Below are 17,459 nucleotides of genomic sequence, written 5' to 3' on the forward strand. Positions count from 1 at the left end.
CTACCATTCGCTCTGGGCGCGTCTGATCGTTTCATCCATCGCGTCCACCAAGTACGGAGAAATGCGCGCAGCCAGTCCCTCGCCGGCATCGGTGTCGCTGGCGTAGTGCAGCCCGGCCCATTCCCTGTTCTCGGCCACCCGGCGGGCGCGCTCATAAACCGCGGTTACGCCGGCGTGCTCGGGCAGCATCCGTTGCAGAACGTTCGCCACTGCAAATGACTGAAATGAATGGTTGGACGGGTAGGAAGCGTGCGAAGGAACCGGAAGCGCCGGCCGCAGCCTCGGCTCAATGATGTTGGGCCGTGGCCGATTGAATCGATCTTTGTAGTTGAGCCCGATCTCCTCCGTGAGTTCGAGGATCGCAACGATCAATGCGCATGTCCCCTCGAAGCCCGCGAGAGTGTCTATTCCGAGCGGTGCCGTGTAGTCCAAAATCCCGAACGATGCTTGGCGGACGATCTCCTCGCGCCGCAGCGGGTCACCTTCCCTCCTCTTCTGCAGATCGATAAGCGCTTCTGTCTCCCTGAGGCTCTCTGAAGGTCCGGGCGGGGGATCGATAAGAATGTCCTCCCAGATCGCACCGAGATATTTGTTGGCGACGCTTAGTCCGATCCTGTGCAAGGCACGCTTGTCGTGCCACGCCGGCAAAGCCTCCTCGCCAGTTTCGAAAGCCGTTTGCCCCCTGCCGCGTCCCCGTCCTCGTCCGCGCCCTCTGCCCCTGCCTCGACCTCGACCTGCGCTCGGCCCCGCCAGGAAGGCTGGCGAAAGGCGCATGGCACCCTCCACAGGGTCATCAGAAATCGTTATCACGATCTGCTCTTCTTGAATCGACAGAACGCTGCTCTTGGTCATCATAGACGCGAAAGGATGCAGTTTTTCGCCGCCTCTATTTTTGATGTATTCCTCAAGAGATTTTTCAGGACTTGCGTCACCCAATATCAGCGGATATTGCCTTATGGCCGATCCACTTACTAAGAATCGGGCGCTAAACAACTTGTTATTGAGATCAATTGTCGACATCATGTCCACCCCTCAACTAAAGCTTCTAAATTTGATCCGCGCCAACTGGTGGTCGGAGCCTCGACGTAACGCCTGCGGTGCGCAGCGCTAGGGTACGTACCTTGGCAGCGTTATCCGCGACAACCCGCTCTTGATAACCGAAACTCCGAGTACGCCTGCAATTGGATAATTCTCCTCCGAAAGCAGCTCGAGCGAGAAATCCGGCTCCCAGGCGCGCAAGCGTTCGATAGTTCGAACTGCCTCCACAGTATGCCCCAAATGCCCGTGGCAGGCAGCCGAGTATCTCAAAGCGGGTAGGTATGTGGGTTGCTGCGCAAGGACACGCTCGCCGTGACGTATCCCCTCCTCGAAGCGCCCGTTCAGAGTTGCCAAGATGCAGCACGTGGTATCGATGCAGTAACGATACAGGGGAGGCCCGCCCAGTGCACGTGCGCGCATCGCATCCTCATAGCCACGCTTCACTTCGCCGAGATAGCCGAGCGTCAAGGCACGCATGTCCCAGCAAATGGCTTGCAGCGGGTTAGCGGCTATCGCTCGATCGGCGAGTTCCAGTGCCTGTGCGTATTCACGAAAGACGAACGAATGGGCATGAGCGGCCAACGCCAGGGTGATAGGATTGAAGGGGGCCACTTCGACGGCGCGACTGGCGCATTCCCGAACCTGATCGTGAAAGGTGCCCGAGCGGCCGACCCGTCTCTCGCCAAAGCGGGTGACAAACACAAACAGCTGCCACGCCAGATACGTGCTACGCGGGTCGAGCTCATATGCTTCGGCGAGCATGCGCTCCGCCGAATCCAGGTCCGTATCGCGCATGCGGAATACCTGTCGCAGCGCTGTCAATGCAAGCCGAGACGCCCGGTGTCGGGGCTCGTCGCGGATGGACTTAGGATCGAGAACGAATTCGAGGATCGAAAACACGATCTGATTGACCAACGACATCAGCTTCAGGCTCGCCGGGCCAGTCAGGTCGGCCGGCTCGAGAAAATCCGTATGCGACCACAAGAGCCGGCTGTCACCGGGCGCAATTAATGCAAATGTCAGGCCCACTCTGTCGCCCACCACCGTTGCCCTGGTTTGCAACAGCCAGTCTGGTAGCGCAGTGTCAGGCGCTTGGGTCAGCGGTCCCTGCGCTTGAAAATCCACGACGTCGACCACTTCGAAATTCAGGATCGATCGAACCACCAGATCCAGGACAAGGTCGCTGACGGCCCTGTTAGCGGAGCCCTCCGTCCACCTGGCATCGCGAACCAGGCCCAAGCATAGCCGCGACGAATTCAGAAGTGAGGCGCTTCGCTGTCCGGACAACTGATCTGCCGCGGCAACAGGAAAGACGTTTGCTGGCACTGTGCGAGGCCGGGGCCATTGGCTTCTTTGCTCACGAAGCCAATCCTCGAACTCTGGATCGCGAATATCGAGGCCCTCAAGCAGATCACGCGTGGCAGAGCCTTCGGGTGGATCGTTCAAATCGATGCCGATCGAAGCGACGTCGAGTCGAACCACATCACGATCGGTCGAGATTAGATCAATGCCGGCGCGGCGGAGCGACTTCCGAACCTCGGACAGCTCCTGCCGCAAGCTCGCTGCACCCTGCTCCTCGCCGCGAGTGCTCCAGAGCTTGCTTTGCAGCCATTTTCGGCTCCGCGTACCGTTGGGTGCCAGGGCGAGCATGGCCAAGAGCGCTTTAGACCGTCTGCCATGCGGCGTGACGTCCGCGCCATCCGCGCTCTCAATCGCGAATGGCCCAATCAATCTAAGGAAAGGACGGCAATCCGAGTACACTAGCGGCCCCTCGCGTCCCCGCACCCTAATATAGCATCTGCTAATATAAGTCTATCTGTAATTCTCGGCTTCCGTGAGGTCAAACCTACACGTGGCAAAGGATTCGAGACGGGATTTCTGCTGTGACGGAAGGACTCGGTAGCGACATCAAGCGGTCGTTCGATGTAAGCGGTCCCATTGTCGGCTTGGGGTCATGAGCGTGCTTCGGCCACGGGCCAACGAACTTCCGCCAAAGGGTCCTCTTCCGCCGTGCCACACGGACACTAGGTGTCGGATTTTCCCACCGGCCCATGACTGCAAGGTCAAAGCGCTACAGCGTCCTTTGCACGTCCAAAGGACGCGCGGCGCTGTTGAGCAAACGCTTTTGTCCCCCGAACTGTCCGCTTTGAACGCTTGAAGGGGCACTGTGGCTGTGCGATAGGCACTCCACAAAGCAGAGAACCTTTCGGAGAGCGCTGACATGGCGGGTGGACGGGGCCTTATGGCCGGCAAGCGCGGCCTTATCCTTGGCATCGCCAACAATCGCTCGATCGCTTACGGCATCGCCAAGGCCTGTGTCGACCATGGCGCCGAGATCGCGCTGACCTATCAGGGCGAGGCGTTCAAGAAACGCGTCGAGCCGCTCGCGGCGGAACTGGGCGCGCATGTCGCCGGCCATTGCGACGTGACCGACCCGGCCAGCCTCGATGCGGTGTTCGAAAATGTCAGCAAGCACTGGGGTGGCAAGCTCGATTTCCTCGTCCACGCCATCGCCTTTTCCGACAAGGACGAACTGACCGGCCGCTATGTCGAGACGACGCGCGACAATTTCCTGCGCACCATGGATATTTCGGTCTATTCCTTCACCACCATCGCCAAACGTGCCGAGGCGCTGATGACCGACGGCGGCTCGCTGCTCACGCTGACCTATTACGGTGCGGAAAAGGTGATGCCGCACTATAACGTCATGGGTGTCGCCAAGGCGGCACTCGAAGCCAGCGTGCGCTATCTGGCCGTCGACCTCGGCGCCAAGAAGATCCGTGTCAACGCGATCTCCGCCGGCCCAATCAAGACGCTTGCCGCATCCGGCATCGGCGATTTCCGCTATATCCTGAAATGGAACGAATACAATTCGCCGTTGAAGCAGACGGTCACGCAGGAGGAGGTCGGCGATTCCGGCGTCTATTTCCTGTCCGACCTTTCGCGCGGCGTCACCGGCGAGATCCATCATGTCGATTCCGGCTATCATGTCGTCGGCATGAAGGCGGTCGACGCGCCGGATATTTCGACGGTCAAGGACTGACGCCACCGCCTGACCTCTTCCGGAAGACCTGATGTACCCGCTCGTCTATATCGTGCGCCACGGCCAGACGGCGTGGAACGCCGAGGCCCGGCTGCAGGGGCAGGCCGATACCGACCTCAACGAGCTCGGCCGCGAGCAGGCTAGCCGCAACGGGCGCAGGCTGGCCGAACTCATCGACAAGCCCGAAGATTTCGATTTTGTCGCCAGCCCGATGCGGCGCACGCGCGAGACGATGGAGCGCCTGCGCGCGGCGATGAAGCTCGATCCGTACGCCTATCGTACCGAGCCGCTGCTCGTGGAATTGAGCTTTGGCGACTGGCAGGGTTTCACCTTTGCCGAACTCGAGGCGAACAATCCCGGTTCGACCAGGCGCCGCCGCCTCGATAAATGGAATTTCCAGCCGCCCGGCGAGGGCGCCGAAAGCTACCAGATGCTGCTCGAACGGGTGAAGCCGTGGTTCGACGCGCTCGATCGCCAGACGGTCTGCGTGACCCATGGTGGCATCATGCGCGTAATGTTCCGCTTGGTACTGGGGATGTCCGAACAAGATGCGGTCAGCATGGAAGTGCCGCAGGATCGCGTGCTCAGACTGGACGGCCGGCGCCTGGAGTGGCTCTGAGACCGATGACCTAGCGTATGTTGAGATCAGGTCGGGCCGGCATCAGCTGAATATCGACGCGTCCTACTCGGTCGATCCGGTGTCCGGCAGTTCCATGTCGGTGACGACGTTCTCGCCATTCGTCACGTCGTAGGCGAGGACGATGTCCATGCCTGGCTTCAGCGCATCGAGGTCGGTTTCGGCGTTCAGCTTGTAGGACTTGCCGTCGTCCAGCGTCAGCGTCAGCGCATCCTTGTCGACCTTCTTGATCAGGCCCTCGGTCTGGCCGGCGAAGGCGGCGGTGGAAATCAACAGCGTGGCGGCAACAGCGCCAATCAGGATACGCATCATCGTCCTCTTTAATCATTGCCGGTACAGCGGCTCCGTCCAACGGAACGGAACTGAGCAGAAACCAATCGAATGTGTCAAAACTAAATCCGCGGGATCACAGTTTGACCACTGTGGAAAACGCCAATAGAAGGCAGGCGACAGCGCCGCGCGTCCTCCTGGACGCGCAAGGGGACGCTGTAGCACTTTTGATTTTGTGCATGATCCTTTCCGAAAATCGCTCCGATTTTCGGGGTCATGCGCTAGGCCGGCTCCGACGCCGGCAGGGCTGGTTCCATGTCGCACAACACGTTCGGCCATCTTTTCCGCGTCACCACCTGGGGCGAAAGCCATGGGCCGGCGCTGGGCTGCGTCGTCGACGGCTGTCCGCCAGGCATCCGCTTCACTCGCGACGAGATCCAGGCCGAACTCGACAAGCGCCGCCCCGGCCAGTCACGTTTTGTAACGCAGCGTCGCGAACCTGACGAGGTCAAGGTCCTGTCCGGCTTCATCCTCGATGAGGACGGTGAGACGATGGTCACCACCGGCACGCCGGTGTCGATGCTGATCGAGAACGTCGACCAGCGCTCCAAGGACTATGGCGACATCGCCCGCCAGTTCCGGCCGGGCCATGCCGATTACACTTACGAGGTCAAATACGGCCTGCGCGATTACCGCGGCGGCGGTCGCTCCTCGGCGCGTGAGACGGCGGCGCGGGTGGCGGCCGGGGCGCTTGCCCGCAAGGTCGTGCCCGGCATGGTGGTGCGCGGCGCGCTGGTGTCGATGGGCGATAAATCGATTGATCGCGCCAATTGGAACTGGAATTTCGTCGGCGACGCCGAAAACCCGTTCTTCACGCCTGATCCGGCGTCCGTCGCCGTCTTCACGAAATATCTGGACGGCATCCGCAAGGCGGGCTCCTCGGTCGGTGCGGTCATCGAGATCGTCGCCGACGGCGTTCCGGCGGGGCTTGGCGCGCCGATCTATGCCAAGCTCGACCAGGACATCGCCGCCGGCCTGATGTCGATCAACGCCGTCAAGGGCGTCGAGATCGGCAACGGTTTCGAGGCCGCCCGCATCACCGGCGAGGAGAATGCCGATGAGATGCGCATGGGCAATGACGGCAAGCCGGTCTTCCTGTCCAACAATGCCGGCGGCATCCTCGGCGGCATCTCGACCGGCCAGGCGATCGTCGCGCGTTTCGCCGTCAAGCCGACCTCGTCGATCCTGACGCCGCGAAAGTCGATCGACAAGGACGGTAACGACGTCGAGATCATGACCAAGGGCCGGCACGATCCATGCGTCGGCATCCGCGCCGTACCGATCGGCGAGGCGATGGTTGCCTGCGCCATTGCCGATCATTATCTGCGTCATCGGGGACAAACGGGAAGGGAGTAGGGGAGTAGGGGAGTAGGGGAGTAGGTTACGCAGCTCCCACGACAGCATTTTTTCCTTTTCCCTACTCCCGTACTGCCCTACTCCCTTACTCCCCTGTTCCCGCGAGCGAAGCGAGCACCCATGCCTTACGACCAGAAGAAAATCGTCGAAGCCCTGCGCGCCTTCGAGCGCGGCGAGATCGTCGTCGTTATGGACGATGACGGCCGCGAGAACGAGGGTGACCTGATCGTCGCCGCCGTCCATTGCACGCCGGAAAAGATGGCGTTCATCGTCCGCAACACGTCGGGCATCGTCTGCACGCCGATGCCGCGCGAGGAAGCAAAGCGGCTCAACCTGTCGCCGATGGTGGCTGACAATGATTCCGCCCACACCACCGCCTTTACCGTCAGCGTCGACTTCAAGCACGGCACCACGACCGGCATTTCGGCGGACGACCGGACGCTGACGGTGCGCAATCTCGCCAACGGCAATGTCGGCGCGTCCGATTTCGTGCGCCCCGGCCACATCTTTCCGCTGATCGCGCGCGAAGGCGGCGTGCTGATGCGTTCGGGCCATACCGAAGCCGCTGTCGACCTCTGCAAGCTCGCCGGCCTGCCGCCGGTCGGCGTCATTTCCGAGCTGGTCAATGATGACGGCACCGTTATGCGTGGCCCGCAGGTGCAGGCCTTCGCCGAAAAGCACGGGTTGAAGCAGATCTCGGTTGCCGACCTTATCGGCTACCGGCAACGCAAGGAAACGCTGGTCGAGCGCGTCGCCTGTTCCGACATCGAGACGCCGGGCGGCAAGGCGCAGGTCTTCACCTACACGCTGCCCTGGGACTCCATGCATCACGTGGCGGTCGTCTTCGGCGATATCCGCGACGGCGTCGAGGTGCCGGTGCGCCTTCATTCCGAGGACGTGGTCAGCGACGTCTTCGGCACCAGCCACAGGCTGGACGCCATCATGAAGGCAATGGGCGAGCGCCAACGCGGCGTCATCGTCTATCTGCGCGAAGGCTCGGTCGGCGTCGCCCATCAGGAGCGCAAGCGGCCGGCTGCCGGCGACCGCGAGGACCATGAAGAGGCTCGTCGCCGCGAAAACGAATGGCGCGAGATCGGCCTCGGCGCGCAAATCCTCAAGGATCTCGGCATTTCCTCGATCAATCTGATCGCCTCGCGCGAGCGCCATTATGTCGGCCTCGAAGGTTTTGGCATCCACATCGCCAAGACCGAGATTCTTTAGGCCATTCTCACGGTGCTGGTATGCGTCCGGCCCCGGCTCGGGCCGAACGCACCGGAAACTATTCCGCAGCGACCGCGGCTGCGTCGCATGCAGGCATGTCGCAGTTCGGCGCGGCAAGGCTGCGCTGGCCGGCGAGCACGATGACCAGCGCGATTGTGCCCGATGCCACCGATACCCAGAACCCGTTCTGCGCGCCGAAAGCGTCCACTACCCAGCCGGCGGCGAACGAGCCGAGCGCCATGCCGATGCCGATGCCGGTCATCACCCAGGTCACGCCCTCGGTCAGCACCGCCTCGGGCACGCGCCGTTCGATCAGGCCAAATGCCGTGATGAAGGTCGGCGAGATTGCCACGCCGCTGACGAAGACGGCCAGTGCCAGCAGCGGCACGGTGTCGGCGACGAGCAGCGGCAGCGAGGTAAGCGCAATGATGGCGATTGCGATGGCAAGCTGAATCTGCAGCGGCACTTTCAGGTTCAGGGCGCCGATGATGATGCCGACGACGAACGATCCGAGCGCGTAGACGCCGATGACGAAGCTGGCGGCGCCCGGCTGGGCAAGCTCCTTCGTGATCGCCACGGTGCTCACCTCCGTGGTGGCGAAGGTCGCGCCGATGAAGATCAGGGCCAAGGTGATGATCTGGACCGGCCGCAGCCGGATTGCCGAGCCGCCCGAACCGTGTTCCACCGGTCGGGCTCGCGGTTCGGTCGAACGCTGCAGGATGAAGGCCGTCGAACCGAAGGCGAGGAACAATGTGCTCGCGAGCACTCCCGCTTCCGGGAAAAGCGCGACGCTCAGCCCTACCGACAGCGATGCGCCGGCGATGTACACCAGTTCGTCCGCCGCCGACTCGAAGGCGAACGCCGTGTTCAACTCGGGGCGGTTGCGAAAAATCTCGGTCCAGCGTGCGCGCACCATTGCCGGTATGCTGGGCATGATGGCGGCGAGCAGCGCCGAGACGAATAGCGTCCATATCGGCCAATGCTGATTGGCCGCTGCAATCAGGATCGCAAAAGCGAGCGTGGAAATCATGGTGGTCGGCACCACAATCCGCGTCTGGCCGAGGCGGTCCACCAGTCGCGATACCTGCGGGGCGACAAAAGCGTTGGCCAGCGCATATGTCGCGGAGACGGCACCGGCCAGCCAGTATTCGCCATCGGTCTGCGACAGCATCGCGACGATCCCGATCGGAGCCATGGCCATCGGCAGCCGGGCAACGAAGCCGGCGGCGGCAAAGCCCTTGGCGCCCGACGCGCGAAAGATCTGGGAATAGGGATTTTGCATGGTCTGGCTCCTCGACAACGGCCGGTTCGGCGATTACATACGTAGCGTATGAGTTTAAATAGATCATACGCGGCGTATGTCAATTGGCATACGAGACGTATGGTAATAGGGCCAGAGCATGCATAGACCACGCAAGGAGATGATTGCCGAAACCCGCGCCAAGCTGATCGGAGCGGCGCGCCAGGCCTTCGGCACGCTCGGCTATGCCGAAGCCTCGATGGATGACTTCACGGCATCGGCCGGGCTGACGCGCGGTGCGCTCTATCATCACTTCGGCGACAAGAAGGGCCTACTCCAGGCGGTTATCGCCGAGATCGACGCCGAAATGGCAGCCCGGCTGAAGGTCGTTTCGGCCAAGCCGGGCAATCTCTGGCAGGGCTTTGTCGACGAATGCACCGCCTATATCGAGATGGCGCTGGAGCCGGAGATCCAGCGTATCGTGCTTCGTGACGGGCCGGCGGTGCTCGGCGATCCATCGCAATGGCCAAGCCAGAGCACATGCATCCGCTCGATGACGGAGAGCCTGCAAAGACTGAGCGACGAGGGGACAATTCTCGCCGTCGATCCCGAAGCCGCGGCAAGGCTGGTCAGCGGCGCTTCGTTGCATGGGGCGCAGTGGATCGCAAATTCGAACGATCCCGAAGCGACGTCGAAGAAGGCAGTGAAGGCGTTCAAGGTTCTTCTGGAAGGGCTGCTCAATCGCACCGGCAAGCTGCCTAAGCCTGATCGATCGTCAGCGAAGCAGCCCCAGATTGACCGATCACCGGCCTGAGGTCATTCTTTTCGCCGATCCCAGGCGGCTCGCGGTGGGCTCAGCCGACGCCGGTTGCCTAAACCCTGTTGAACATCGCCTCACCAGCGCGCGAAAACATGGCCAAAGCGGCGAGGCGCGCCTATATCGGGGCATGGTCACGCGACTTTATACCCACCCGATTTTCCTCGAGCACATAACACCGCCCGGTCATCCGGAGCGGCCGGACCGTTTGCGCGCCATAGAGCGTGTGCTTGACGACGAGGCGTTCGCGGCGCTCGATCGCGTCCAGGCGCCGGAAGGCAACGAGGCAACCATCCTCTACGCACATCCGCCCGAATTCGTCAAACGGGTCCGTGCAGCGATACCGGACACCGGCATCGCCCGTATCGATGCCGACACCACCGCCAGCCCGAAGAGCTGGCAGGCGGCCGTGACCGCGATCGGCGCAGCCAACGCCGCGGTCGACGACGTCTTCACCGGCCGTGCCGAAAACGTCTTCGTCGCCGCACGGCCGCCCGGCCATCATGCCGAAAAGACCACCTCCATGGGTTTTTGCCTGTTCAACACCGCCGCGATCGCGGCACGCTACGCGCAGAAGAACCATGGCGCCGACCGTGTCGCCGTCGTCGACTGGGATGTACATCACGGCAACGGCACGCAGGACATTTTCTGGGACGATCCATCGGTGCTCTATTGCTCGACACACCAGATGCCGCTTTACCCGGGAACCGGGGCTGTGAGCGAAACCGGCGCCGGCAACATCGTCAACGCGCCGCTGGCGCCGCAGAGCGGCAGCGATAGTTTTCGCGACGCCTTTCTGTCACGCATCCTGCCGGCGCTCGACAATTTTGCGCCCGATCTCATCATCATCTCCGCCGGTTTCGATGCCCACCACCGCGATCCGCTGGCCGAGATCAACCTGACTGAGGATGATTTCGACTGGGCGACCGGCCAGTTGCTCGAACGAGCCGGGCGCCATAGCCGCAACCGGCTCGTCAGCGTGCTCGAGGGCGGCTACGATCTGCAGGGATTGGCATTTTCAGTCGCCGCCCATGTTGGGCGGCTGATGAAGGGATAGATGATGGCTGGTGAGACCAACGAGGACGTCCAGGCGATGAGCTTCGAGCAGGCGCTCGAGGCGCTGGAGAGGATCGTCGACGATCTGGAGCGCGGCGACGTTCCGCTCGACCAGTCGATCCGCATCTACGAGCGCGGCGAGGCGCTGAAGGCGCATTGCGACCGGCTGCTGAAGGCGGCCGAGGACAAGGTCGAGAAAATCAGGCTGTCGCGTGACGGCAAGCCGGTGGGGACAGAGCCGTTGGACGCGGATTGAGGCGCGGCGTCGAACGACAATTTTGCTTACCGGCTTTGGATATCATCACGATTGAGGGTAAAACTCATCCCGTTTGAAACGGCTCCAGGACGAGAGGAGATTGCGAAGGATGTGCAGAAACATCAAGACCCTGTTCAATTTCGATCCGCCGGCAACCAATGACGAGGTCCGCGATGCCGCACTTCAGTTTGTCCGCAAGCTGAGCGGAACGACGCGGCCGTCGAAACAGAACCAGCATGCGTTCGACCATGCCGTCGAGGCCATTGCCGCCTCGGCGCGCGAATTGCTCGACAGCCTCGAGACGACGCAGCATCCGCGCGATCGCGAAGAGGTGGCGGCCAAGGCGAAGGCCAAATCCGCACTTCGCTTCGCCTGAGGGGACCGCGTGAGCTTCTTTCCCGGAAACGATCCGCAGATGGGCGATGCCTTCGCCAGCGATCAGATCGAGCTGATGGTCATTCCGAATGCCAAGGATATTGGCGGATTTCAGGTTCGCCGCGCCTTGCCGACGGCCAGGCGCCGGCTGGTCGGACCCTTCATCTTCTTCGACCGCATGGGTCCAGCCGTTCTGCGAGCGGGCCAGGCGCTCGACGTGCGTCCGCACCCACATATCGGCCTGTCTACGGTGACTTACCTGTTCGACGGCAAGATCAGGCACCGCGATTCGCTCGGCACCGAGATGGTAATCCAGCCCGGGGACGTGAATTTGATGACCGCCGGCCGTGGCATCGTCCATTCGGAGCGCACGCCGGAAGAACTGCGCGGCGCGCCGATGTCGGTTTCCGGCCTGCAGACATGGCTGGCGCTGCCGGACGGCAAGGAGGAGGTCGCGCCGGTCTTCGAGAACACCGCAGCCCTGCGCCTGCCCGAAGTCGAGGCCGAGGGGGTCAGCGGCCGTGTGATCATCGGTGCGTTTTCCGGACTGCGCTCCCCGGTCGCCACCGCTTCGGACACGCTTTATGCCGATCTCAGGCTGGCGCCGGGTGCCAGCGTGAAAATCCCGGCCGATGCCGAGGAGCGCGCCATCTATACGCTGGAAGGCGAGGTTTCGATATCCGGTGACCGCTTTCCGGCCGAGCGGCTGCTGGTCTTCCGGCCCGGCGACGAAATCGTTGTCTCATCGGAACGCGGCGCCCATTTCATGCTGTTTGGCGGCGCCTCGCTCGGTTCGAAACGCTATATCTGGTGGAATTTCGTATCGTCCTCAAAGGAACGCATCGAGCAGGCGAAAGAAGAATGGAAGACAGGCCGCTTCGATATCGTTCCTGGAGACGAGCAAGAGTTCATCCCGCTGCCCGAAAGCTGATGCGCGTTACCGCCACATTTACATTCGCCGGCCAGCGGCATATTTCACGATGAACAGAAAATCTGACCAGGCTCGCAAACAGTGAACGCAAAGCCCGATACGCCGCTTCTCGACAAGGTCCGCGTCCCAGCCGATTTGCGCACGCTTGCCGAAGGCGACCTGCCGCAGCTTGCGTCAGAGCTTCGCGCCGAACTGATCGACGTCGTTTCCCACACCGGCGGCCATCTCGGCGCCGGCCTTGGCGTGGTCGAGTTGACCGTCGCGCTGCACTACGTCTTCAACACGCCGGACGACCGGCTGATCTGGGACGTCGGCCACCAGGCCTATCCGCACAAGATCCTGACCGGCCGCCGCGACCGCATCCGCACGCTGCGCCAGGAGGGCGGCCTGTCCGGCTTCACCCGTCGCGTCGAGAGCGAATACGATCCGTTCGGCGCAGCCCACTCCTCGACCTCGATTTCAGCCGGCCTCGGCATGGCGATGGCGCGCGATCTGTCCGATGGCCGCAACAATGTCATTGCCGTCATCGGCGACGGCGCCATGTCGGCCGGCATGGCCTATGAGGCGATGAACAATGCCGGCGCACTCGATGCCCGGCTGATCGTCATCTTGAACGACAACGATATGTCGATCGCTCCGCCGACCGGCGCAATGAGCGCCTATCTGGCCCGTCTGGCGTCGGGCAAGACCTATCTGGGCTTGCGCGATTTCGGCAAGAAGCTGACGTCGTATCTCGGCGAGCGCGCCGATCGCGCCATCAAGCGAGCGGTCGAGCATGCGCGCGGTTACGTCACCGGCGGCACGTTGTTCGAGGAAATGGGGTTCTACCACATCGGCCCGATCGACGGTCACAACCTCGAGCACCTGATCCCGGTGCTGAAGAACGTCCGCGACAATGCCGACGGCCCGGTGCTGATCCACGTCGTGACCCAGAAAGGCAAGGGCTACGCCCCGGCCGAGGCAGCGGCCGACAAATATCATGGCGTCAACAAATTCGACGTCATCACCGGCGCCCAGACCAAGGCGCCCGCCAATGCGCCGAGCTACACCAAGGTGTTTGCCGAAAGCCTGATCCAGGAGGCCCGAGAGGACGACCGCATCGTCGCCATCACCGCCGCCATGCCGAACGGCACCGGGCTTGACCTGTTCGGCGAAGCGTTTCCGGCGAGGACCTTCGATGTCGGCATCGCCGAGCAACATGCGGTGACCTTCGCCGCCGGTCTTGCCACGGAAGGCTTCAAGCCTTTCGCGGCGATCTACTCGACCTTTCTGCAGCGCGCCTACGACCAGGTCGTCCACGACGTGGCGATCCAGAAGTTGCCGGTGCGCTTTCCGATCGATCGCGCCGGCTTCGTCGGCGCCGATGGTGCCACCCATTGCGGCGCCTTCGACACGACCTTCCTGGCGACGCTGCCCGGTTTCGTCGTCATGGCCGCGGCCGATGAGGCCGAGCTGCGCCATATGGTACGCACCGCTGCAAGCTACGATGACGGCCCGATCGCCTTCCGCTACCCGCGCGGCAACGGCGTTGGTGTCGAGATGCCGCAACGCGGCTCGGTATTGGAGATCGGCAAGGGCCGGATCGTCAGGGAGGGCACCAAGGTTGCGCTGCTTTCCTTCGGCACCAGGCTGCAGGATTGCCTGGCCGCGGCCGAGGAGCTTGGCGCGGCCGGGCTTTCGACCACGGTCGCCGATGCCCGTTTTGCCAAGCCGCTCGACGAGGACCTGATCCGGCGGCTGGCCCGTTCACACGAGGTGCTGGTGACGGTGGAAGAGGGCGCGGTCGGCGGCTTCGCCAGCCATGTGCTGCAGTTCCTGGCCCATGAAGGGCTGCTGGAGAGCGGCTTGAAGGTGCGCCCGCTGGTGCTGCCCGACACATTTGTCGACCATGCCAAGCCGGAAAAGATGTATGCCGATGCCGGGCTGGACAGCGCCGGCATCGTGCGCACCGTGTTCGTGGCGCTGGGGCATACCGCGCAGGCCCAGCGCGCCTAGTTTTTAGACGCATTTCCGGCGACGCCGAAGCGATTCAACTTGGCTGCAAGATGCTAGCCTGAATCAATATCTCAACTGCCTGAATCAAATTGCCGGCGAACAGTCGTAACCTGCTGTTTACGCTGCCGTTTGGCGATTTGCTTACCGTGTCCTTTGGCCGTTCTTCAACGCTGCCCTGCTAGAAGGCAACCAGGCAGGGGAAAGAAGACCAATGAGATCGCTTTTGGGCGGCATCGCGCTTGCGGCCATCTTCGCCGCGTCGGCCGGGGCCGAAACGCGCTACGACCGCAAACTCGAAGAGGCGGTGATGGGCATCCTCGCCGGCAAGATCGGCGAGATCCGTGGCGGCTTTTCCTACAAGCAGGCGCCGCAATTTGTCGTCATGCCAGATACCTCACCGAAGGCGTCAATTTCCGTTGACCGGCCGCGCCCGCAGGTGTTCGGCGACAGCAGCGACGGTCTGACGCCGGCCGTCGAACGGCGGGTTTCGCGGACCATATTCTAAAGCATGATCCCGAAGAGACTCTAGAAACTAGAACCACATATCCCGCACACAGCGACCATCTCTCGGCAAATCCTCGAATGCATCGAGACCATCGAAATGGTCGATCGGGAGATCGGCGACGGCCTCGGGCGGCGCAAGCCTCACATTGACGGCGATGCGGTAGCGCCCAGCCGCATCGGGATGCAAACCGCGCCAGGCCAGGACGCAAGCGCAGGTTGGGCAGAAGAGAATCTCAAGCGAAGGATGAGCCTTTCCGACGCGCCGATAGGCGCTTACGGGCCCGGCAAGGCGGATGCGTTCGTCGACATGGTCATAAGCCCAGAGCGTGCCGTAGCGACGGCAAAGTGTGCAATTGCAGGCAGTGATCGAACCGGGATCGCCCTCCAGGGTCCAGTGGGCTGCGCCGCAGTGGCAGGTTCCCGTCAGCATGTTTCCTCCTCCACGTTTCGACGGCTAAACGGCATCTCTTTCTTAGCATTGCGTCGGATCTCGTGCGAGGTTCGACAAACAGCGGAGTGGCTTGATGCGTTCACCCGTTGCCAACTATGCATTGTCTCATCGCCAATATCCTTGCCATCATCGTTGGCATTCGCCATGAAGGCCGATGACTTCCCTTCCGCCAGCCAGCATACGCCAGCGGCTCGACGAATTGCTCGTCCAGCGCGGTCTGTTTGCCAGCCGCTCGCGTGCCCGCGACGCGGTCGAGCGCGGCACCGTGACGGTCGATGGCATCGTCGCCCTCAAGCCGGGCCAGGCCGTTCTGCCTGAGTGCAACATTGTCGTTGACGATCCGGCGCAGGGTTACGTGTCGCGCGCCGCACTGAAGCTGAAGGCTGGTCTCGAGCATTTCGCCCTCGACCCCACCGGCAGCGAAGCGCTCGATGTCGGCGCCTCGACCGGGGGCTTTACGCAGGTGCTGCTCGAACGCGGCGCGGCGCATGTCACCGCGATCGATGTCGGGCACGGCCAGATGCACTCCGACATTGCCGGCGATCCGCGCGTGACGGTAATTGAAGGCCTGAATGCGCGCCAACTATCGGCCGCCGATCTCGGCGGCCGTGTGCCGGATTTCATCGTCTCGGATGTCAGCTTCATATCGCTGAAACTGGCGCTGCCGCCGGCGCTTGCCTTGGCCAGGAATGGCGCAAAAGCTGTGTTTCTGGTCAAGCCGCAATTCGAGGCCGGCCGCGAGGCGATCGGCAAGGGCGGCCTGCTTAAGGACCCCTATGATGCGGCGCGCATTGCCGGCCTGATGCAGGACTGGCTCGATGCCATTCCCGGCTGGCGCTCGCTGGGGCTTCATCTGTCACCGATAGAGGGCGGCGACGGCAACCGCGAGTTCCTGCTCGGCGGCATCAAGGACGTCGAGACCCAGAAGCGATGAGCACCCGTTTCACGATCGCAAGGTTGGGTTCGCAGGGCGACGGCATCGCCGAGACGGAAACCGGCGAGGTTTTCATTCCGTTCGCGCTGCCGGGAGAGGTGGTCACCGCCGCGCGGGAGAAAGATCGCGCCACCTTGATGTCGGTCGTTGAGGCTTCGGCGTTGCGGGTCGATCCGCCGTGCCGGCATTTCGGCGCATGCGGCGGCTGCGCCGTCCAGCATCTCGAGACTGAAGCCTATCACCGGTGGAAGCGCGAAAAGGTCGTGCATGCGCTGAAGAGCAAGGGCATCGCTTGCGATGTCGGGGCGCTGGTGCCGTGCGCGCCGCACACGCGCCGCCGCGTCGTCTTCACCGCCCGGCGGAGCGAGGCGCGAATGCAGTTCGGCTTCGTTCGCGCGCTGTCATCCGAGATCATCTCGATCGAGGAATGCCCGATCTCGGCGCCGCAGATCGTCGCTGCGCTCGACCGTTTGAGGATGCTTGCCGGACTGATCTGCACCACGACCAAATCGTTCCACATGGCGGTGACGGTGACCGGTTCCGGCCTCGATGTCGCGGTTCACGATTCCGGCAAACTCGGCGAGAACCAGCGCCGCGTCGCTTCCAACTTCGTCATCGCCGAGGGGCTGGCCAGGCTGTCGGTCGACGGCGAGATCATTATCGAACCAAACAAACCGGTCGTCCTGTTTGGTGGCGTCGCCGTCGCAGTGCCTCCGGGCGCTTTCCTGCAGGCGACCGAGGCTGCCGAACAGGCGATGGCCAACATTGTCGGCCAGCATTTCGCGCGCGCCAAAAAGGTCGCCGATCTGTTCGCCGGCTGCGGCAGCTTCGCGCTGCGCCTGGCCGCAAGATCGGAGGTTCATGCGGTGGAAGGCGATGCGGCAGCACTCGCGGCGCTCGACCGGGCATTCCGTTTCGCCAGCGGCCTGAAGCGGGTGACCGGCGAACGTCGCGACCTGTTCCGGAGGCCGCTCACATTCAAGGAGTTGAATGCCTTTGACGGCGTTGTCTTCGACCCGCCTCGCGCCGGCGCCGAGGACCAGTCGAAGCAGATCGCGCGCTCCTACGTGCCGCTCGTCGCTGCGGTGTCTTGCAATCCGGTAACGCTGGCGCGGGACCTACGCATCCTCATGGACGGCGGCTATACCCTGAAGAGCGTGACGCCGATCGACCAGTTCCTGTGGTCGCCGCATGTCGAGGCCGTGGCGCTGTTGGAGAAGCCGAGACGAAGACGCTAGCAGCCAGGGCCTGAAACGCGCACCAAAAAAGCACATT

General features: G+C 62.7%; 18 protein-coding genes. 13 read left to right on the top strand and 5 right to left on the bottom strand.

Annotated elements, in window-relative coordinates; translation table 11 throughout:
- Positions 1-1,023 (bottom strand): phosphatase PAP2 family protein, encoded by a 1,023-nt coding sequence (locus tag NKI41_RS02070; RefSeq protein ID WP_352681149.1) that lies wholly within the window; start codon positions 1,021-1,023, stop codon positions 1-3.
- Between the two features lie 84 nt (positions 1,024-1,107).
- Positions 1,108-2,688 (bottom strand): hypothetical protein, encoded by a 1,581-nt coding sequence (locus NKI41_RS02075; RefSeq protein WP_352681151.1) that lies wholly within the window; start codon positions 2,686-2,688, stop codon positions 1,108-1,110.
- 571 nt (positions 2,689-3,259) lie between these two features.
- On the opposite strand from NKI41_RS02075, the gene fabI reads away from it, so the two are divergent.
- Complete coding sequence (gene fabI / locus NKI41_RS02080; protein WP_352449903.1) at positions 3,260-4,081, top strand: enoyl-ACP reductase FabI; 822 nt, start codon at positions 3,260-3,262, stop codon at positions 4,079-4,081.
- A 31-nt stretch (positions 4,082-4,112) separates the two neighbouring features.
- The gene (locus NKI41_RS02085; protein ID WP_352501966.1) at positions 4,113-4,700 is read left to right on the top strand and encodes a histidine phosphatase family protein; all 588 of its coding nucleotides are present in this window, start codon (positions 4,113-4,115) and stop codon (positions 4,698-4,700) included.
- Between the two features lie 63 nt (positions 4,701-4,763).
- Here NKI41_RS02085 and NKI41_RS02090 read toward each other — a convergent pair whose 3' ends face one another.
- A complete protein-coding gene (locus NKI41_RS02090; RefSeq protein WP_023716902.1) occupies positions 4,764-5,027 on the bottom strand; it encodes a DUF1344 domain-containing protein in 264 nt (87 codons plus the stop codon).
- Positions 5,028-5,303: 276 nt separating this feature from the next.
- Here NKI41_RS02090 and aroC point away from each other — a divergent pair, with 276 nt between their 5' ends.
- Positions 5,304-6,404 carry a chorismate synthase gene (gene aroC, locus NKI41_RS02095; RefSeq protein WP_352470666.1) on the top strand — a complete coding sequence of 367 codons (1,101 nt, stop codon included), beginning with the start codon at positions 5,304-5,306 and terminating at the stop codon, positions 6,402-6,404.
- Positions 6,405-6,524: 120 nt separating this feature from the next.
- The gene (gene ribB / locus NKI41_RS02100) at positions 6,525-7,625 is read left to right on the top strand and encodes a 3,4-dihydroxy-2-butanone-4-phosphate synthase (RefSeq protein WP_352449900.1); all 1,101 of its coding nucleotides are present in this window, start codon (positions 6,525-6,527) and stop codon (positions 7,623-7,625) included.
- A 58-nt stretch (positions 7,626-7,683) separates the two neighbouring features.
- Here ribB and NKI41_RS02105 read toward each other — a convergent pair whose 3' ends face one another.
- Positions 7,684-8,907 carry an MFS transporter gene (locus NKI41_RS02105; protein ID WP_352470665.1) on the bottom strand — a complete coding sequence of 408 codons (1,224 nt, stop codon included), beginning with the start codon at positions 8,905-8,907 and terminating at the stop codon, positions 7,684-7,686.
- Between the two features lie 118 nt (positions 8,908-9,025).
- Here NKI41_RS02105 and NKI41_RS02110 point away from each other — a divergent pair, with 118 nt between their 5' ends.
- The 7 genes from NKI41_RS02110 to NKI41_RS02140 all read left to right on the top strand — a co-directional run bounded on the left by NKI41_RS02110 (position 9,026) and on the right by NKI41_RS02140 (position 14,800).
- Positions 9,026-9,679, top strand: a complete 654-nt coding sequence (locus NKI41_RS02110; protein ID WP_352470664.1) for a TetR/AcrR family transcriptional regulator — start codon at positions 9,026-9,028, stop codon at positions 9,677-9,679.
- A gap of 133 nt (positions 9,680-9,812) precedes the next feature.
- Complete coding sequence (locus NKI41_RS02115) at positions 9,813-10,739, top strand: histone deacetylase family protein (protein ID WP_352470663.1); 927 nt, start codon at positions 9,813-9,815, stop codon at positions 10,737-10,739.
- Between the two features lie 3 nt (positions 10,740-10,742).
- Positions 10,743-10,994, top strand: a complete 252-nt coding sequence (locus NKI41_RS02120; protein WP_352681154.1) for an exodeoxyribonuclease VII small subunit — start codon at positions 10,743-10,745, stop codon at positions 10,992-10,994.
- 109 nt (positions 10,995-11,103) lie between these two features.
- Positions 11,104-11,370, top strand: a complete 267-nt coding sequence (locus NKI41_RS02125) for a DUF2277 domain-containing protein (protein ID WP_352681157.1) — start codon at positions 11,104-11,106, stop codon at positions 11,368-11,370.
- Positions 11,371-11,379: 9 nt separating this feature from the next.
- On the top strand, positions 11,380-12,300 hold the full coding sequence (locus NKI41_RS02130; RefSeq protein ID WP_352540104.1) for a pirin family protein: 921 nt from the start codon (positions 11,380-11,382) through the stop codon (positions 12,298-12,300).
- 81 nt (positions 12,301-12,381) lie between these two features.
- Positions 12,382-14,295 carry a 1-deoxy-D-xylulose-5-phosphate synthase gene (dxs, locus tag NKI41_RS02135; protein ID WP_352470661.1) on the top strand — a complete coding sequence of 638 codons (1,914 nt, stop codon included), beginning with the start codon at positions 12,382-12,384 and terminating at the stop codon, positions 14,293-14,295.
- A 211-nt stretch (positions 14,296-14,506) separates the two neighbouring features.
- Complete coding sequence (locus tag NKI41_RS02140; RefSeq protein ID WP_352681159.1) at positions 14,507-14,800, top strand: hypothetical protein; 294 nt, start codon at positions 14,507-14,509, stop codon at positions 14,798-14,800.
- A gap of 27 nt (positions 14,801-14,827) precedes the next feature.
- Here NKI41_RS02140 and NKI41_RS02145 read toward each other — a convergent pair whose 3' ends face one another.
- Positions 14,828-15,229 carry a GFA family protein gene (locus tag NKI41_RS02145; protein WP_352449893.1) on the bottom strand — a complete coding sequence of 134 codons (402 nt, stop codon included), beginning with the start codon at positions 15,227-15,229 and terminating at the stop codon, positions 14,828-14,830.
- A gap of 175 nt (positions 15,230-15,404) precedes the next feature.
- On the opposite strand from NKI41_RS02145, the gene NKI41_RS02150 reads away from it, so the two are divergent.
- Both NKI41_RS02150 and NKI41_RS02155 read left to right on the top strand, forming a co-directional pair.
- Complete coding sequence (locus NKI41_RS02150) at positions 15,405-16,184, top strand: TlyA family RNA methyltransferase (protein WP_352470660.1); 780 nt, start codon at positions 15,405-15,407, stop codon at positions 16,182-16,184.
- Entirely contained in the window at positions 16,181-17,422 is a 1,242-nt protein-coding gene (locus NKI41_RS02155) for a class I SAM-dependent RNA methyltransferase (RefSeq protein ID WP_352681161.1), read from the top strand. Before NKI41_RS02150 ends, NKI41_RS02155 begins: the two co-directional genes overlap by 4 nt.
- Positions 17,423-17,459 lie beyond the last annotated feature (37 nt).

This window comes from Mesorhizobium sp. M0601 (assembly GCF_040320845.1).
In the GTDB taxonomy this organism is placed as follows: domain Bacteria; phylum Pseudomonadota; class Alphaproteobacteria; order Rhizobiales; family Rhizobiaceae; genus Mesorhizobium.

Excerpts from the sequence above, each read along its gene's own strand:
- NKI41_RS02085 (WP_352501966.1), top strand. The coding sequence starts at position 4,113 with ATGTACCCGCTCGTCTATATCGTGCGCCACGGCCAGACGGCGTGGAAC.
- NKI41_RS02090 (WP_023716902.1), bottom strand. The coding sequence starts at position 5,027 with ATGCGTATCCTGATTGGCGCTGTTGCCGCCACGCTGTTGATTTCCACC.
- NKI41_RS02120 (WP_352681154.1), top strand. The coding sequence starts at position 10,743 with ATGGCTGGTGAGACCAACGAGGACGTCCAGGCGATGAGCTTCGAGCAG.
- NKI41_RS02150 (WP_352470660.1), top strand. The coding sequence starts at position 15,405 with ATGACTTCCCTTCCGCCAGCCAGCATACGCCAGCGGCTCGACGAATTG.
- NKI41_RS02075 (WP_352681151.1), bottom strand. The coding sequence starts at position 2,688 with ATGCTCGCCCTGGCACCCAACGGTACGCGGAGCCGAAAATGGCTGCAA.
- NKI41_RS02145 (WP_352449893.1), bottom strand. The coding sequence starts at position 15,229 with ATGCTGACGGGAACCTGCCACTGCGGCGCAGCCCACTGGACCCTGGAG.
- fabI (WP_352449903.1), top strand. The coding sequence starts at position 3,260 with ATGGCGGGTGGACGGGGCCTTATGGCCGGCAAGCGCGGCCTTATCCTT.
- NKI41_RS02110 (WP_352470664.1), top strand. The coding sequence starts at position 9,026 with ATGCATAGACCACGCAAGGAGATGATTGCCGAAACCCGCGCCAAGCTG.
- NKI41_RS02125 (WP_352681157.1), top strand. The coding sequence starts at position 11,104 with ATGTGCAGAAACATCAAGACCCTGTTCAATTTCGATCCGCCGGCAACC.
- NKI41_RS02105 (WP_352470665.1), bottom strand. The coding sequence starts at position 8,907 with ATGCAAAATCCCTATTCCCAGATCTTTCGCGCGTCGGGCGCCAAGGGC.
- ribB (WP_352449900.1), top strand. The coding sequence starts at position 6,525 with ATGCCTTACGACCAGAAGAAAATCGTCGAAGCCCTGCGCGCCTTCGAG.
- NKI41_RS02115 (WP_352470663.1), top strand. The coding sequence starts at position 9,813 with ATGGTCACGCGACTTTATACCCACCCGATTTTCCTCGAGCACATAACA.
- NKI41_RS02155 (WP_352681161.1), top strand. The coding sequence starts at position 16,181 with ATGAGCACCCGTTTCACGATCGCAAGGTTGGGTTCGCAGGGCGACGGC.
- NKI41_RS02140 (WP_352681159.1), top strand. The coding sequence starts at position 14,507 with ATGAGATCGCTTTTGGGCGGCATCGCGCTTGCGGCCATCTTCGCCGCG.
- NKI41_RS02070 (WP_352681149.1), bottom strand. The coding sequence starts at position 1,023 with ATGATGTCGACAATTGATCTCAATAACAAGTTGTTTAGCGCCCGATTC.
- aroC (WP_352470666.1), top strand. The coding sequence starts at position 5,304 with ATGTCGCACAACACGTTCGGCCATCTTTTCCGCGTCACCACCTGGGGC.